This is a genomic window from Paracoccus fistulariae, assembly GCF_028553785.1.
GTDB lineage: Bacteria > Pseudomonadota > Alphaproteobacteria > Rhodobacterales > Rhodobacteraceae > Paracoccus > Paracoccus fistulariae.
This window is the reverse complement of record NZ_CP067136.1, coordinates 1,830,811-1,847,446: the sequence shown is the minus strand read 5'-3', so window position 1 is coordinate 1,847,446 and position 16,636 is coordinate 1,830,811. Positions and strand designations below refer to the sequence as shown.

Annotated in this window: 16 protein-coding genes; 2 read left to right on the top strand and 14 right to left on the bottom strand. The window is 65.8% G+C overall.

From position 1 onward, the window contains the following. Positions 1–114 precede the first annotated feature (114 nt). Entirely contained in the window at positions 115–2,532 is a 2,418-nt protein-coding gene (hrpB, locus tag JHX87_RS09105) for an ATP-dependent helicase HrpB (RefSeq protein WP_271886486.1), read from the top strand. 58 nt (positions 2,533–2,590) lie between these two features. Here hrpB and folD read toward each other — a convergent pair whose 3' ends face one another. From folD to JHX87_RS09035, 14 genes are all read right to left on the bottom strand, one after another. Further along, complete coding sequence (gene folD, locus JHX87_RS09100; protein WP_271886487.1) at positions 2,591–3,466, bottom strand: bifunctional methylenetetrahydrofolate dehydrogenase/methenyltetrahydrofolate cyclohydrolase FolD; 876 nt, start codon at positions 3,464–3,466, stop codon at positions 2,591–2,593. After that, on the bottom strand, positions 3,463–3,765 hold the full coding sequence (locus tag JHX87_RS09095) for a chorismate mutase (protein WP_271886488.1): 303 nt from the start codon (positions 3,763–3,765) through the stop codon (positions 3,463–3,465). The genes folD and JHX87_RS09095 overlap by 4 nt, the downstream gene beginning before the upstream one ends. A gap of 126 nt (positions 3,766–3,891) precedes the next feature. Continuing rightward, the gene (ftsH, locus tag JHX87_RS09090; protein ID WP_271886489.1) at positions 3,892–5,784 is read right to left on the bottom strand and encodes an ATP-dependent zinc metalloprotease FtsH; all 1,893 of its coding nucleotides are present in this window, start codon (positions 5,782–5,784) and stop codon (positions 3,892–3,894) included. Between the two features lie 58 nt (positions 5,785–5,842). Then, entirely contained in the window at positions 5,843–7,069 is a 1,227-nt protein-coding gene (gene tilS / locus JHX87_RS09085) for a tRNA lysidine(34) synthetase TilS (RefSeq protein ID WP_271886490.1), read from the bottom strand. A gap of 5 nt (positions 7,070–7,074) precedes the next feature. Next, positions 7,075–8,004, bottom strand: coding sequence for a tol-pal system YbgF family protein (locus tag JHX87_RS09080; RefSeq protein ID WP_271886491.1), 930 nt, complete (start codon positions 8,002–8,004; stop codon positions 7,075–7,077). Next, entirely contained in the window at positions 8,001–8,537 is a 537-nt protein-coding gene (pal, locus tag JHX87_RS09075) for a peptidoglycan-associated lipoprotein Pal (protein WP_271886492.1), read from the bottom strand. Before pal ends, JHX87_RS09080 begins: the two co-directional genes overlap by 4 nt. A gap of 39 nt (positions 8,538–8,576) precedes the next feature. Continuing rightward, positions 8,577–9,899, bottom strand: coding sequence for a Tol-Pal system beta propeller repeat protein TolB (gene tolB, locus JHX87_RS09070; RefSeq protein WP_271886493.1), 1,323 nt, complete (start codon positions 9,897–9,899; stop codon positions 8,577–8,579). A gap of 65 nt (positions 9,900–9,964) precedes the next feature. Next, positions 9,965–11,881, bottom strand: a complete 1,917-nt coding sequence (locus JHX87_RS09065; protein ID WP_271886494.1) for a protein TolA — start codon at positions 11,879–11,881, stop codon at positions 9,965–9,967. Positions 11,882–11,884: 3 nt separating this feature from the next. Next, complete coding sequence (locus JHX87_RS09060) at positions 11,885–12,340, bottom strand: ExbD/TolR family protein (RefSeq protein WP_271886495.1); 456 nt, start codon at positions 12,338–12,340, stop codon at positions 11,885–11,887. A 3-nt stretch (positions 12,341–12,343) separates the two neighbouring features. Next, positions 12,344–13,036: a protein TolQ gene (tolQ, locus tag JHX87_RS09055; protein WP_271886496.1), complete on the bottom strand. Its 693-nt coding sequence runs from the start codon at positions 13,034–13,036 to the stop codon at positions 12,344–12,346. 187 nt (positions 13,037–13,223) lie between these two features. After that, complete coding sequence (gene ybgC / locus JHX87_RS09050; protein WP_271886497.1) at positions 13,224–13,619, bottom strand: tol-pal system-associated acyl-CoA thioesterase; 396 nt, start codon at positions 13,617–13,619, stop codon at positions 13,224–13,226. After that, on the bottom strand, positions 13,616–14,218 hold the full coding sequence (locus JHX87_RS09045; protein ID WP_334220899.1) for a hypothetical protein: 603 nt from the start codon (positions 14,216–14,218) through the stop codon (positions 13,616–13,618). Before JHX87_RS09045 ends, ybgC begins: the two co-directional genes overlap by 4 nt. 95 nt (positions 14,219–14,313) lie before the next feature. Continuing rightward, positions 14,314–14,952, bottom strand: coding sequence for a CoA transferase subunit B (locus JHX87_RS09040; RefSeq protein WP_271886498.1), 639 nt, complete (start codon positions 14,950–14,952; stop codon positions 14,314–14,316). A gap of 2 nt (positions 14,953–14,954) precedes the next feature. Beyond that, positions 14,955–15,659, bottom strand: a complete 705-nt coding sequence (locus tag JHX87_RS09035; protein ID WP_271886499.1) for a CoA transferase subunit A — start codon at positions 15,657–15,659, stop codon at positions 14,955–14,957. A 263-nt stretch (positions 15,660–15,922) separates the two neighbouring features. On the opposite strand from JHX87_RS09035, the gene JHX87_RS09030 reads away from it, so the two are divergent. Then, positions 15,923–16,633, top strand: coding sequence for a prephenate dehydrogenase (locus tag JHX87_RS09030; protein WP_271886500.1), 711 nt, complete (start codon positions 15,923–15,925; stop codon positions 16,631–16,633). Positions 16,634–16,636: the final 3 nt, after the last annotated feature.

Here is a 16,636-nt window from a genome sequence, read left to right as displayed (position 1 = left end):
CTGCGTATCAGAACGCAGCCCCCTATAAATAGTTCGGATTTTAGGGATTTGTAGCACCGTGGCGATAACTGCCGCCGCGTTGCGTTTGGCGGGGCTTGTGGGCTAAGTCGCAGCATGAGTGACCGCCTGCCCATCGAAGATGCAATTCCGCCGCTGCGGGACGCGCTGGCCCGGCATGGCCGCGCCGTGCTGGTCGCGCCGCCGGGCGCGGGCAAGACGACGCGGGTGCCTTTGGCGCTGATGGATCAGATCGCGGGCCGGATCCTGATGCTGGAGCCACGCAGGCTGGCGGCGCGGGCGGCGGCGGAACGGATGGCCGCCACGCTGGGCGAGGATCCGGGCCAGCGCGTCGGTTACCGGATCAGGGGCGAATCGGTGCCCGGATCGCGGATCGAGGTCGTGACCGAAGGCATCCTGACGCGGATGATCCAGTCCGATCCCTCGCTTGAGGGGATCGGCTGTGTGATCTTTGACGAATTTCACGAACGCAGCCTGAATGCCGATCTGGGGCTGGCCCTTGTCTGGGAGGCGCGGGGCGCGCTGCGCGAGGATCTGGCCCTGCTGGTCATGTCGGCCACGCTGGAGGCCGAACCCGTCGCGGCGCTGCTGGACGATGCGCCGATCCTGCGATCGGACGGGCGGGCCTTTCCGGTCGAGACGCGCTGGCTGGACCGGCCCCTGCCGGGCGGGGCGCGGCTGGTCGATGATGCCGCACGGCTGATTGCACGCGCAGAACAGGACACCCGCAAGACCGGCGGCTCGATCCTGGCCTTTCTGCCGGGGGAAGGAGAGATCCGTCGCGTCATGGCGCAGCTGTCCGGTCTGGATTGCGAGGTGTTGCCGCTTTACGGCGCGCTGGACGCCAGGGCGCAGCGGGCGGCGCTGGCCCCGCCGGGGGACCGGCGGCGGATCGTGCTGGCGACCTCGATTGCCGAAACCTCGCTGACGATCCCGGGGGTGCGGGTGGTGGTCGATGCCGGTCGCGCGCGGCGGGCACGCTTTGATCCGGGCAGCGGCATGTCGCGGCTGGTGACCGAGCGTGTCAGCCGGGCCGAGGCCGATCAGCGGCGGGGCCGCGCGGGCCGGGTGGGGCCGGGGATCTGCTATCGGATGTGGGCGCAGGCCGAGGAGGGTGCCTTGCCCGCCTTTGCCCCGCCCGAGATCGCGGTCGCGGATCTGGCCGGTCTGGCGCTGGAACTGGCCGCATGGGGCGCCGATCCGGGCGATCTGGCTTTTCTGACGCCCCCGCCGGTTGGCGCGATGACCGAGGCCCGCAACCTGCTGCGCGATCTGCAGGCGCTGGACGATCACGGCCGGATCACCGATCACGGGCGCGCGCTGGCACGGCTGCCGCTGCATCCGCGCATCGGGCATATGCTGCTGCGCGCGGGGCGAGAGGCGGCGGATCTGGCGGCGCTTCTGTCGGATCGCGATCCGCTGCGCGGCGCGCCGGTCGATCTGTCGCTGCGGCTGCAGGCGATCCGCGATCCGAAGGCATTTGCCCAGCGGCATCCGTGGGAGGCCAATCGCGGCGCTCTGCAGCGGTTGCGGGATGAGGCCCGGCGCCTGCGCCGGACGGCGCCCGAGGCCGAGGGCCTGTCTGTCGGCGCGATGGCGGCGCTGGCCTATCCGGACCGGATCGGATTGCGCCGCAAGGGGGACGATCCGCGCTATGTGCTGTCAGGCGGGAAGGGGGCCGTGATGGCGTCCGAGGATCCGCTGGCCTCGCAACGTCTGATCGTCGCGCTGGATCTGGATGGCGATCAGCGAGAGGCGAAGATCAGGCTTGCCGCCCCGGTGGACGAGGCTGATCTGCGGGCGATCCATGCTCAGCGGATCGACGCCGTCCGGTTTTGCGAATGGTCACGTCGCGAGGGCCGGGTGATGGCGCGCGAGCAAGAGCGTCTGGGCGCGCTGGTGCTGTCGGACCGGATCTGGGCCGACGCCCCGGCCGAGGATATCGCCCGCGCGGCTTTCGAGGGGCTGCGTCTGAACGGTCTGCCCTGGACCCGGGCGGCGGCGCGGCTGCGCGCGCGGATCGCGCTGCTGGAGGCGCTTGGCCCGGTGGATGATGACAGCCTTCTGGCCGATGGCACGTGGCTGTTGCCCTGGCTTGGGCAGGTGCGGAGCCTTTCGGATCTGCGGGCGCTGGATCTGAGCGAGTCCTTGAAGGCGCGGATCGGCTGGGCCGGGCAGCAGATGCTGGATCAGCAGGTGCCTGCGCATTTCGTGACGCCTTTGGGGCGCAAGGTGCCGATCGATTACGATCACGAGACGCCCTCGATCGAGCTGCGCCTGCAAGAGCTGTTCGGCGTGGTCCGCCATCCGGTGGTGGGCGGGCGGCCCTTGCGGATCAGCCTGTTATCTCCGGGCGGCAAGCCGGTCCAGGTGACGACCGATCTGCCGGGGTTCTGGGCCAGTTCCTATGCCGATGTGCGCAAGGACATGCGGGGGCGCTATCCGCGCCATCCCTGGCCCGAGGATCCGACCCAAGCGGATCCGACGATGCGGGCAAAACCGCGCGGGACATAGGGGGCGCTGCCCCCGCCGCCTGTCGGCGGCTCCCCCGGGATATTTCAGCAAAGAAGACTCAGGGCGTCAGGCCGTCCGGATCGGGCAGTCCATTGCTGCGGGCGGTGGCTGTCAGCGTATTGGCCAGCAGGCAGGCAATGGTCATCGGGCCGACCCCGCCCGGCACGGGGGTGATGGCGCCTGCGACCTCCCGGGCGGCGGCGAAATCGACATCTCCGACAAGCCCGTCATCGGTGCGGTTGATGCCCACATCGATCACCGTGGCGCCCGGCTTGATCCAGTCGGCCTTGACCATTTTCGGGCGGCCTACGGCGGCGACGAGGATATCAGCCTCGCGGCAGAGGGCGGGCAGGTTTTCCGTGCGGGAATGGGCGATGGTGACGGTGGCACTGTCGCGCAGCAGCAGTTGCGCCATTGGTTTGCCGACGATATTCGAGCGGCCGATGATCACCGCGCGCTTGCCCGAGAGGCTGCCCAGCCGGTCGCGCAGCAGCATCAGGCAGCCCAGCGGCGTGCAGGGCACCATGGCCTTTTGCCCCGTGGCCAGCAGACCGACATTCTGGATATGGAATCCATCGACATCCTTGGCCGGGTCGATGGCATTGATGACCAGCGATTCATCGAGATGTTTCGGCAGGGGCAGCTGGACAAGGATGCCATTGACTGCCGGATCGTTGTTCAGCCGGGTGATCAGGTTCAGCAGGCTGTCTTGATCTGTCTCGGCGGGCAGGCGGTGTTCATAGGAGTTCATGCCGACTTCGCGGGTCATCTTGCCCTTGGAGCGGACATAGACCTGACTTGCGGGATCTTCGCCGACCAGCACCACGGCAAGTCCCGGAGTGATGCCGTGATCCTTCATCTGTGCCACCTCGGTTGCGATGCGGGCGCGCAGCGTGGCGGCGAAGGCCTTGCCGTCAATCAGGGTGGCGGTCATTCACGGTCTCCGTTCAGGTGGCGGTCTTCCTGGGCGATGGCGGCTTCGATGAGCCGACGCCAGATATGCTCGATCAGGTCGGGGTCCAGCCCGGCAGCCGCGGCATGTTTGCGCGTATTTGCGACCACTTCTTCGACCCTTGCGTCGATCCGGGCGGGCCAGCCGATGCCGGATTTGATCTGCGCCGCGCGGTCGATCAGGGCATGGCGTTCCGCCAAAAGGCCGATCAGCCGTTCATCCAGCGCGTCGATATGGGCGCGCAAGGTCGCCATGTCGTTGATCTGGTCGGGTCGGGTCATCGCGAGCCTTCGCTTTTCTGCGCCGCACATGCACCCAAAGATGCATCAGAGGCAAGGGTGCAGTGGCGTTCCGGCAAAGAAAAACCCCGGCCTTCTGGCCGGGGTCGGGATTTCTGTCGTCGCGGATCAGGCCGGTGCGGGATCGCCGCCCTGAGAGCTGGGCTTGCCCGCCTTCGGGATCGCCGTGACAGAAGGGATGGTGCTGCCCGGCGTGTCGTCATCGCCGCCCAGTTCCTCGCCGCGGATGATCTTGCCGATCTCTTCCCCGGTCAGGGTTTCATATTCCAAGAGGCCCTGTGCGAGACGTTCGAATTCCTCGTTCTTCTCGATCAGGATCCGGCGGGCCTCTTGATAGCCTTCCTCAATGAGGTCGCGGACTTCCTCTTCGATCAGTTCCTTGGTGGCGGCCGAGACCGAGAAGCCGCCGGTGCTGCCGGAATAGCCCTCATGCGCCTCGGCATAGTCGACCGCGCCGACCTTGTCGGACATGCCCCACCGCATCACCATGGCACGGGCCAGCTGGCTGGCCTGCTGAATATCGCCTGCCGGGCCGTTCGAGACACCCTCTTCGCCATATTTGATGATCTCGGCGGCCTTGCCGGCCATGGTCATGGCGATCTTCTGCTTGGCTTCGTCCTTGTGGAAGTTCAGCCGGTCCATTTCGGGCAGGCTGACGACCATGCCAAGGGCGCCGCCGCGCGGGATGATCGTCGCCTTGTAGACCGGGTCGCATTTGGGCAGCGACAGGCCGACAATGGCGTGGCCGGCCTCGTGATAGGCGGTCTTTTCCTTCTGTTCGGGCGTCAGCACCAGAGAGCGGCGCTCGACCCCGAGCATGACCTTGTCCTTGGCGTTTTCGAAATCTTCCATGCTGACGAAGCGTCGGCCGATGCGGGCGGCCATCAGTGCGGCCTCGTTTACCAGGTTCATCAGATCCGCACCCGAGAAGCCGGGCGTGCCGCGTGCAATGATGCGCAGATCGACATCGGGGCCGACCGGTACCTTGCGGGCGTGAACCGACAGGATTTTTTCGCGGCCCTTGATGTCGGGATTGGGGACATGGATCTGGCGGTCGAAGCGGCCCGGACGCAGCAGGGCAGGGTCCAGCACGTCCTTGCGGTTGGTGGCGGCGACGATGATGATGCCCTCATTCGCCTCGAAACCGTCCATCTCGACCAGAAGCTGGTTCAGCGTCTGTTCGCGTTCGTCATTACCGCCGCCGATGCCGACGCCGCGGGCACGACCGACCGCGTCGATTTCGTCGATGAACAGAATGCAGGGGGCCGATTTCTTGGCCTGTTCGAACATGTCGCGCACACGGCTGGCGCCGACGCCGACGAACATTTCCACGAAATCCGAACCCGAGATGGTAAAGAAGGGCACGCCGGCCTCACCCGCGATGGCGCGGGCCAGAAGGGTCTTACCCGTCCCCGGAGGGCCGACAAGCAGCGCCCCTTTGGGGATCTTGCCGCCCAGACGGCTGAATTTCTGCGGATTGCGCAGGAATTCAACGATTTCTTCCAGCTCTTCCTTGGCCTCGTCGATGCCCGCCACATCGTCGAAGGTCACCCGGCCATGCTTTTCCGTCAGCAATTTGGCCCGCGATTTGCCAAAGCCCATCGCGCCGCCTTTGCCGCCGCCCTGCATCCGGTTCATGAAGAAGATCCAGACGCCGATCAGCAGGATGAAGGGCAGCCAGACGCCCAGCATGGACATCAGGCCGGATTGCTCCTGCTTGATCACCTTCACATCGACATCATTGTCGATCAGGCGGCTGGTGATTTCCTCGCCCTCGGGGCGGACGGTCATGTATTGCGTGCCGTCAGAGCCGGTGAAGGTAATATCCTCACCGTCGATGGTGGCGGCGCTGACCTGATCGGTTTCGACGCGCTCGATGAAATCGGAATAACTGACCTGACGACTGTTCATCGAGGCCGTCCCGTCGCTGAACAGATTGACCAGCGCAAAAATCATCAGGAACAGGACGGCCCAGAAGGCCAGATTGCGTGCGTTGCCCAAAAGAGGCTCCTCCGGCGGAATTTGGTTTCATTAGAAAATAGGGATTATCGGCTGAGGTTCAATGCGCCAAGACCAGCCTGCGAAAATCTGCCGCGTCACGGGTGGGCGAGATGCGCAGACCGGGATGCGGGCGCAAAAGGGGCGCCGCGACCAGTTGTTCGCCCAGCCACAGGGCCGGGCTGGCGGCGGCTTCGTCGCGTGGCAGGCCCGATTGCCGCCATGATGTCTGTCCAAGGCTGTCGGTGCCAAGGGCGGCAATGTGATGGCCGTCGGGCAGGCTGTTGATATTCCATCGATTATCCCAGATCCCTGCCGTCGCATCCGGCGCGCGCAGGGCGGCTGCGGGCTCTCTGGCGATGCGGATGCGGTCTGCGGCGGGGTCGATCATCGTGCCGTCCAGCGTGACGCGATTGCCCAGTTCGATCGCCTGCAGCGCGTGCAGAACCGTATTGCGGCGTGGCGGATAATCCGCACCTGTCACCCATCTGCATGCAGCGACCAGAAGCCTGCGTCGAATTTCCTGCGGGGCCTTGCCAAAACTGCGGCCCGACAGAATCAGCCGACCCCGCGCGATTACCGCATCCTTGGACAGTGACAGGGCGGCATGGCACAGCGCGTCCCGCGCCTCTTGCATATGGGTGGCGGTGCGGGCCAGCGCGCTGACGTCAAGCTGCAGCGACTGGATCGCCTGACGAAAGCGCACCCGGTCGAAATTGCTGTTGTCATTGCTGGGGTCGTCGATCCAGTCAATGCCGTGTTCGCGCAGCCAGTCGCGCAGTTCGGCACGCTGAACCCGAAGCATCGGGCGCAGCCAGCGCATGCCCATCGCCTCGCGCGTCTCGGCCATTGCCGACAGACCGTCGACGCCGGATCCCCGGGCCAGCCGCATCATCAGGGTTTCGGCCTGATCATCGGCAGTATGGCCAAGCAGCACTGCGGCCAGTCCGTGCCGCCGCGCCCAATCTGACAGCAGCCGCATCCGCGCCTCGCGCGCCTGGGCCATCAGGTTTCCGGTCTGACCGTCCCGCTGCCAGGGCAGCACCTCATGCGGCAAGTCCAGATCGCGGGACCAGTCGCCCACCTGCGCCGCCTCTGCCGCGCTGTCCGGGCGCAAACCGTGATCCACGGTCGCCACCATCAGCTTGCGATCCCCGGCCCATTCCCGCGCGATCCGCATCAGGGCGACAGAATCGCCCCCGCCCGACACCGCAAGCCCCAGGGCAGGGGCGTCGCCCGCCAGACGATCCAGCGCGGCGTGAATGCGATCTGCGGGGTTCGCGGGCATTGGCCTTAATTATGTTCGGCCAGATCCGCCGTCGCTTCCGGGTCCATCCCACTTGCTGCCGGATCGAATGGGTGGCTGCCGGTCGGCATGGTCAGATCGTTGCTGCCGCAGGCCAGCCTGCTCATCCGGGTTTCGGCCTCGGTGGCCGATGCGCTGCCGGGAAAGCGGGCCGGGATCTCGGCCAGATACAGACAGGCCGCCACGGGGTCGTCATTATCGGCGATGACTCGTGCGATACCCAACAGGCTTTCAGCCGCGCGGGCGCCGTCGGGATCGGCGGCGAAGCCTTCCAGCCATGCGGCCGCCGCGCCCTTGTGATCGCCCGCGCTGTCCAGCGATGCCCCGCGCAGGAACAGCGCCTCGGCGGTCAGCGGGCCGCCGGCATGGGTTTCGGCCACATCGCCGAACATCTGCGCGGCGCGGCGGAAATCGCCATTTGCCATGACCTTGGCGGCGGCGTCGAAATCCGCCTGTTCGGACGCGGTTGCCGCCTTCGAATTCTCCAGCGGAGGGGCGATCACCGGCGCGACATGGCTGACACCGCCCGCCGAAGGGCCGCCCAGATCCTGCGTCGTCAGCGCCGCCAGATCGCAGCTTTCATCCATCTCGCACAGGCGGAATTCGATATCGGCGACGCGGCGGTTGCCATCCTGCACGATGCGGTTGATGCGGTTCTGCAACTGTTCGGTCTGGTTGGTGACGCGGGCCAGTTGCTGTTCCAGATTATTCATCCGGTCGATGGCCGCATCGCCCCCGGCAGCCTGATAACCGGCCGCGCCCGACGCCACCAGCTCGCGCCGCAACTGTTGTACATCGCCGCGCAGCAGATCCAGATCGGCGCGCAGGTCGGCCAAGTTCGCGTTATCGGCGCTGGCGATGCCCGGCAGGACCATCAGCGCGGCAAGTGAGGCGGCGGCAATGGTCCGTCTGATCATGATCCGACCCCGGTTTCGCTGACCACGGTGACGGCGCGGCGGTTTTTGGCATAGCACGCCTCGTCCGAGCAGACCTCGACCGGGCGTTCCTTGCCAAAGCTGAGCGTGCGGATGCGCCCGGCCTCGACCCCTTGAGAGACCAGATATTCCTGCACCGCGCTGGCGCGGCGCGCGCCAAGCGCAAGGTTATATTCGCGGGTGCCGGTTTCCTCGGCATGGCCCTGAACCACGGCGCTGAAGGTGCCGTGCTGTTTCAGCCAGCCTGCCTGACGGGCCAGAATTGCGCGGGCGTCGCCGGTCAGCGTGGTCTGGTTCGCGGCAAACAGCACCGTATTGCCAACCTGACTGTTGAAATATTGCGCCGTCGCCTCTGACCCCAGAGTGCCGCCGGAAAGATTGCCCTGATAGACGGCCCCATTTCCAAGATTCGCATAGGGGTCAATCACTTGCTGCGTCGTTTGGGTCGCGGGCTGCGCGCAGGCGGCAAGGGCCAGCAGGCAGATGGCAGAGGCGGATTTCATCCAGATATTCATCGCGGCATCCTTTGGGGGCTGTACGCGTCAACGGGTTACTTACGGCATTACCGGACCCCAAGACGGGTCCGAGGCCGCAAAGTCAAGCTTTAACGGGCGCATGTTGCGGCCCGTAATATCTACAGAATGCAGACGCGGTTGACCATTTCCACCGGGTGTCACCCGCGTAAACATCACGACGCGGCCATTGGGGGCCCAGGTCGGGCTTTCGTCAAGAAAGGATTCGGTCAAGTTTTTCTCACCCGATCCATCGGTCCGCATGGTCGCGATATGGAACCGCTCTCCCAGCTGCTTGGTAAAGGCGATCAGATCGCCCTTGGGCGACCATGCCGGAGAGCCATAGCGCCCGTCGCCAAAGCTGATCCGGGTCGGCTCACCCCCCTCGATCCCCATGACGTAAAGCTGGGGCGCGCCCGATCGGTCGGATTCAAAGACGATCTGCCGCCCGTCCGGGCTGAAGCTGGGCGAGGTCTCGATCGAGGGCGCATCGGTCAATTGCCGCTGTGCGCCGGTCGCCGCATCCATCAGCCAGATATCGGTATTGCCGCCGTTTTCCAGCGAATAGGCGATCCAGCGGCCATCACGGCTGAACCGCGGGGAAAAGGCCATGCTGTCCGCCCCCTGCGTCACCGCGCGCGAGGTGACCGTGGCCACGTCCATCACCCGCACCTGCGGAAAGCCGCTGTCAAAGCTGGTATAGACCAACTGACGGCCATCGCCGGAAAATTGCGGCGCCAGAACCAGCGAGGAACTGTCGGTCATCCACAGGATATTCGCGCCGTCGTAATCCATCACCCCGACGCGCTTGATCCGGGCATTCTTGGGGCCGGTTTCCTGCACAAAGGCCACGCGGCTGTCGAAATAGGGCTGCTCGCCGGTCAGCCGGGTATAGATCTGATCGGCGATCTTGTGGGCCGCCCGCCGCCAGTCCGAGGCGCGGGCATCGAATTGCATGCCATCCCCCTGCGGGCGCCCGGCAAAGACGTCGTAGAGGCGGAACTTGACGCTGATATTATCGCCCGATCCGGTGACCTCGGCGGTGACCAGCGCCTGCGCGTTGACCGCGCGCCAATCCTCATAGGCAATGGATTCGGCGAAGCTGCCCGGAGCCGCCGCCAGCCCATCGGCAGGGATCTCTTTGAAAAGTCCGGTCCCGGTCAGGTCGGCGGCCACCACATCGCGCACCTTCCGCGCAATCTCGGGATCGCCGAAAAAGCTGGGGATGGCGATGGGCATGGCTTCGACCACGCCATCGGTGATTTCAATGCGCAGCGGCCCGTTCTGCGCCAGGGCAGGCAGGGCGGGAAGCGCGACGGCACCGGCAAGGGCCAGCGAAAGGGTCAGGGTCAGGCTGCGAAACATAAGTTCCTCTCTACCTCGTCGGGGGCGGCCGGGGGGCGGCGCGCCTGTTCATTCTGTCTCTGCGCTCATTCTATCTGGATGCCCTGAGCGCTGAAACCGACCACGACATTGCGCCAGCGGTCGTATTTCGCGGGGGGCAGCGGCAGGCCATCCATGCCGCTCATGATGATGCCACGGCGGGCCACCTCGAAGGCCTGCCGCGCGGCGGCGTCCGAGCCGTTGCGATGATCGACCAGCCTGATGCTGTCAGGATCGGGGCGACCATTTCGGGCGATGTCGAAGGCGACGGAGATATGCATCTGCAACCCCTCGGCCGACAGTGCGCCGACATTCCAGCGGTCGCCCAGGGCAACGCGCAACGCGTCCTTTTCAGCCAGCGACAGCGGCGCGCTGCGCGGGCCGCTGTTATTCATGCCGTGGATGTCGTCGCCGGGCCGTTGCTGTGCCGGGTCGGGCAGGGGGATCGGCTGGATGGGCGAGGGCAAGAGTTGCATCACGCCGGGATCGGCAGGGGCGCTGTCGCCGTTTTCGGCACCCGCCATGGCACCCGCCAGCGCAGCGGCCAGCGGATCCTGCGCGGCCGAGGCACCGCTGCCCCCTTCGATGGTCTGGCTGCTGCCACCATCCGCGCTGCCGGTCGAGGCGGTATCCGCACCCTCGGCCCCCGCCGTGCCCTGCGCCTCACGCAGGGCCTGTTCCAGCGCGCGACGCTCGGCCGCCTCGCGTTCCGCTGCCTCGCGTTCCGCTGCCTCGCGTTCCGCTGCCTCGCGGGCTGCAGCGGCGCGGCGTTCCTCGGCCTCGCGCTCGGCCCGTTCGGCGGCTTCACGTTCGGCAGCCTCACGTTCCGCTGCGGCCTGACGCTCGGCTTCTGCACGCTCTGCCTCGCGGCGGGCGGCTTCGGCGCGCTCGGCCTCCTGCCGCTCGGCTTCTTCCGCTGCGGCGCGCCGTTCTTCTTCGGCGCGGCGTTCAGCCTCGGCAGCGCGACGCTCTTCAGCTTCACGGGCCTCCGCTTCGCGGCGTTCCCGCTCGGCCTGTTCGGCCTCGCGACGGGCGGCCTCTCGACGTTCTTCTTCGGCCTGACGTTCAGCGCGTTCAGCCTCGGCCTGCGCGCGGCGTTCGCGTTCTGCGGCTTCACGCTCGGCTGCGGCGCGGCGTTCCTCGGCGCGGGCTTCCTCGGCCCGGCGTTCTTCCGCTGCGGCGGCCTCTGCCTCGGCCTGTCGGCGTGCTTCCTCGCGTGCGGCGGCGGCGCGGCGGGCCTCTTCTGCGGCCTCGCGCTCGGCTGTCAGGCGCTGTTCTTCGGCAGCCTCTGCGGCCTCTCGCGCCGCCTGTGCAGCTTCTGCGGCGGCGCGCTGCGCGGCCTCTTGCGCGGCGATCCGGGCACGATAATTCTCGACCAGACCATCCGGGCGCTGACGAGGCGTGGCCGACTGGTCCAGCGCCAGGGCAGAGCGTGGCGCGACCGGCGCTGCGGCCTGATCGGTTTGCGGCACCTGCGGCTGCGCGGGCTGGGCTTCGGGCGCGGGGGCCTGCGCCTGCGCCGGGCTGTCAGGCGTCACATCGCGGCTGTCGGGCTGGTTGTCGGTCGCGTTGGGCAGGTCCGTGGCAACCGAAACCGGCGCATCCTCGGCAAAATCGCTGAGATCAGGTCCGGCATCGGTCGCATCGGGCTGCGCCAGCTGCTGCGCCTCGGCTTCGGGATCGGGGGCACTGGTCGAGGCCGGGTTGCTGCCCGCATCGTCCTCGACCACGGGTTCGGACATGGTCGCCACAGCCGTCGCATCCGCATCCACCGGCCCGGCCCCGCGCGAGGCGGCGGCCAGGGCCTCGAATTCGGCGCCGCTGATGGTCGAGACGTTGGTCGAGCGCAGCGTGGCCGGGGCCTGCGGCCGGAAAAAGACGCCGCCCAGAATCGCCCAGAGCAGCAGCGCCAGATGCGCGATGCCCGAGATCCACCAACCTATGCGGCGCTCGCGATCTTCCATTGATCACTCATCCATGCGCGGGCCACCGGTCTCGGTAACCAGCACGATATCTGTCAGACCGGCGGCGTTCAGCGCGCCCATGACCTGCACCACGCGGGCATAGGGCAGGGCGCCATCCGCGCGCAGGAACACACGTTCGCTTTGACGATTGGCCAGAACGACCTGCACCTGGCTGACGATCTGCGATTCCGCCACCGGGGTGTTCATCACCGTGATCTCACCCTCGGCCGGGATCGACACGACCAGCGGTTCTTCCGACTCCGAAGGGACGGCGGTGGCGGCGGTTTCCGGCAGGTTCAGCGGAATGCCCGCCGTCATCAGCGGCGCGGCGACCATGAAAATCACCAGCAGCACCAGCATGACATCGACAAAGGGCGTCACGTTGATTTCGGACATGGGCGCGTTGCGCCGACGCCCGCGACCCTTTCTGTTGACCCTTTTGACGACTGACGAGGCCATGGCTTATGCCTCGTCCAGTTGACGCGACAGCAGGGTCGAGAATTCGTCGGCGAAGGCTTCCCAATTGCCGACGATACGTTCCGCATCGCCCGACAGCTTGTTGTAGAAGATCACCGCCGGAATTGCGGCCAGCAGGCCAAGCGCGGTGGCCAGCAGCGCCTCGGCAATGCCGGGGGCGACGACGGCAAGGCTGGTATCTTGCGACATGGCGATGCCTTCGAAGGCGGTCTTGATGCCCCAGACTGTCCCGAAAAGGCCGATAAACGGCGCGGTCGAGCCGACGGTGGCCAGGAAGGACAGGCCACGGAACAGGCGGGCTTCTTCGCGTTGGATCGCCACATTCATGGCGCGGTCGATGCGCTGCAGACCGCCCGGGATCAGCTTGCCATCCTCGCGGTGGCTGCGGCGCCATTCGGTCATTCCGGCAGCAAAGATCCGCTCGCTGGCGCCCTTGGGGTTTTCGCCCAGACGGTCATAGAGATCGTCCAGAGGCTCGCCCGACCAGAAGGCGCGGTCGAACCGTGCCGCTTCGCGGCGGGCATTGGCGAAGGTCAGGAATTTCCGGATGATGATCGCCCAGCCCCAGACCGAGGCGATGATCAGGATCACCATCACGATCTGCACGGTCAGCGAGGCGCGGGTGAAAAGCGCCATCAGCGAGAAATCAACGGCCTGCGCGGCCTGAATCGGTTCCATATGTCACTGCCTCATCATCATCCTGCCCTGTCCCGGGCGTTTCGGGCCGATTATCGCGGCTCGGACCGCTGGCCTTCTAAACCTTCTGTATCAGAGGATGCAGCCCCCCGCCGCAACACAATGCAGTCACTTTTCGGGGAACGCCGCGCTTTGCGGGTTTCGGCGCATCAGGTGCGGCAGAAATGACTCAGTTTTGCGCGATGGCGCGGGCGACGATGGCCGGGATGCGGGTCGGGCGGCCATTGGCATCAAGGCAGGCAATCGTGACGCGGGCGGTGAAAAGCACCTGCCCGCCGCGCCTGACCGCCTGATCCACGACGATGCGGGCAGGGGTCATCTGCGCCAGAGCGGTCGTCACCTCCAGCAGGTCATCGAAAACGGCCGGACGCAGGTAGTCGGCCTCGACCCGGCGGACGGCAAAGACCTGACCTCCCTCATCCTTCATCCGGCGCTGATCGATGCCCAGATCGCGCAGCCATTCCGACCGGCCACGCTCGATGAATTTCAGGTAATTGGCGTAATAGACGATCCCGGCAAGATCGGTATCTTCGTAATAGACGCGGAGGGGCAAGCTGTGGCTCATTGAACCGGCCCTGTCTTCGCTGTCTGCGCAAGCCGCGCCGACAGCCGCAGCGCATAGCTGGCATCGGTGGCGGCGGGAGGCAGGATCGGGTCATAGGCCACGCGGATCAAGGCGGCCAGGTCGGGCGTGGGCGTGATATCGCGGGCGAAGGTCAGCGTGCTGCGCATGGTCAGCGCCTCGGCCAGTTGCGCGGGATGCGCCTGGCTGAGCGCGCCGGTCATGCGCACGAAGCCCAGACAGGCGCGGATCGCGCCGTTATCGTCGAAGCGAAAGACGCGATACTGATCGGCCTGACTGTCCCGCAGTCGTTCGGGCAGGCCCTGGATCCCGGTCAGCTGTTCCAGATCGGGGATGCCCGCCAACTCGTCCCAATCCCGCATGAAGAACAGCATCAGGTTGCTGCCCATTTCGGGATCGGTCTCGGCCATCGGATGCCCGGCATGGGCAAAGCCCGCCCGGATCACGCTGCGAAAGATGTCCAGCGTCTCATCGGCCAGCCCGAAGATCACCGGCGCGACGGGTCGTCCCCACCGGGCGCACAGAAAGCTGCCATCGGGGCGGGTAAACAGGGCGGCAATCTGGTCGGAACTCATGGTCATGGGGCACAGATGCCACGGCGTGGCGCGGGATGCAAAGACGAAAGAGGGGCGCAGCCGCCATCGCAGACTGCGCCCCACATTTCGATGCCAGCGGATCAGACGATGGTGGCTTCGGTCGCGCCGCGCAGCTCTTCCTCGGTCACGCCATCGGCCAGCTGGACGATCTTCAGCCCGCCATCGACGACATCCAGAACGCCCAGATTGGTAATGATCCGATGGACCACATTCTTGCCGGTCAGCGGCAGCGTGCAGGCCTTCAGAACCTTGGATTCACCGGCCTTGTTGGTGTGATCCATGACCACGATCACGCGGCCGACGCCGGCGACCAGATCCATTGCACCGCCCATGCCCTTGACCAGCTTGCCCGGAATCATCCAGTTCGCCAGATCGCCGTTTTCCGCGACTTCCATGGCCCCCAGAATCGCCGCAGCGATCTTGCCGCCACGGATCATCGCAAAGCTGGTGGCACTGTCGAAATAGCTGGTGCGGGCCAGTTCGGTGATGGTCTGCTTGCCCGCGTTGATCAGATCGGCATCCTCTTCGCCCTCATAGGGGAAAGGGCCCATGCCCAGCATGCCGTTTTCGGATTGCAGGGTGATGTCCTTGTCGCCGACATAATTGGCCACCAGCGTCGGAATCCCGATGCCAAGGTTCACATACATGCCGTCTTCCAGTTCCTCGGCCGCGCGCGCGGCCATCTGGTTGCGGTCCCAACCCTTTTGTTCACCGGCCATGATCAAGCCTCCTCACGCTTGCGAGTGGTGCGCTGTTCGATGCGCTTTTCATGCTGCCCCTGGATGATCCGGTGCACATAGATCCCGGGCAGGTGGATGTGATCGGGGTCGATGCTGCCGCGCGGGACGATCTCTTCGACCTCTGCCACGCAGATCTTGCCGCACATGGCCGCGGGCGGGTTGAAATTGCGCGCGGTCTTGCGGAAGATCAGGTTGCCGGTGTCATCGGCCTTCCAGGCCTTCACGATCGCCAGATCCGCGACGATTCCGCGTTCCAGAATGTAATCCTCACCATCGAAATTCTTGACCTCCTTGCCATCGGCAATCACCGTGCCGACGCCGGTCTTGGTATAAAAACCGGGGATGCCAGCGCCGCCCGCGCGCATGCGCTCGGCCAGCGTGCCCTGAGGGTTGAATTCCAGTTCCAACTCGCCCGACAGATATTGCCGCATGAATTCGGCATTCTCTCCGACATAGCTGCTGATCATCTTCCTGATCTGCTTCGTTTGCAGCAACAGGCCCAGGCCGAAATCGTCGACGCCCGCATTATTGCTGGCGACAGTCAGGTCCTTGACCCCGCTGTCGCGGATCGCCGCGATCAGCAGTTCCGGGATACCCGACAGGCCGAAACCGCCGGCGGCGATCAGCATGCCGTCCGTCAGCAGACCGTCCAGAGCCTCATTCGCATTGGCATAGACCTTTTTCATGGTCTCCCCCTCTTTTACCAACTTCCGCGAAGTTGTGGCCCGCGCGTGACCCCAAGTCAATCTGATCGGGGCAGAAATGCGCGACGGTTGACTTTCGCACCGGCCCGGTGCATCGGGGTGCCATGTCGAAGAATGCTGCCCTTTTCCCGGTCTATTATCCCTCGCTGAGATAGCGGGGCAGCACAATCTTGCCGCGCGGGTTCGTGCGGCCGACAATCCAGACAGTCCACGATCCTGCACAACTTCTTGTGAAAGGTCGTTCCATGTCGTCTCTGCCCTCTGTCGCCATTATCGGCTTCGGCGCGTTTGGCCAGCTTGTCGCCCGCCATCTGCGCGGCCGTGCCAGCCTTTGCATCTGCGATCCGCAGGTCCGGTCCAATGATCTGCCGCAGGTCGATAGCCAGATCGCCGCCCGCTGCGATGTGATCATTCTGGCCGTGCCGCTGTCGGCGCTGCGGGGCGTGCTGTCGCGTATGGCGGATCATCTGCGACCGGGGGCGCTGGTCATCGACGTCTGTTCGGTCAAGATCCAGCCTGCACGGATGATGCAGGAACTGCTGCCCGATCATGTCGATCTGGTCTGCAGCCATCCTCTCTTCGGTCCGCGAAGCGCGCCTGACGGGCTGGCCGGGCATCGCATCGCCTGGTGCCCGCTGCGGGGGCCGCAGCATCTGCGCGCTGTGGCCCTGATGCGGCGCATGGGATTGCGGGTGATCCGCAGCACCCCGGACAGCCATGACAGAGAGATGGCCATCGTGCAGGGGCTGACGCATCTGATCGCCCGCGGCCTGTCGGATCTGGGGCCGTTGCCGGACCGGCTGACCACCGCAAGCTATCGGCACCTGATGCAGGCGGTCGCGATGGTGCAGGACGATTCGCCCGCGCTCTTGCACACCATCCTGTCCCAGAACCCGCATGCAGAGACGACGCGCAGTCAGTTTCTGGACAGAATCAATGGGCTGGCGCAGGGCTGAGCC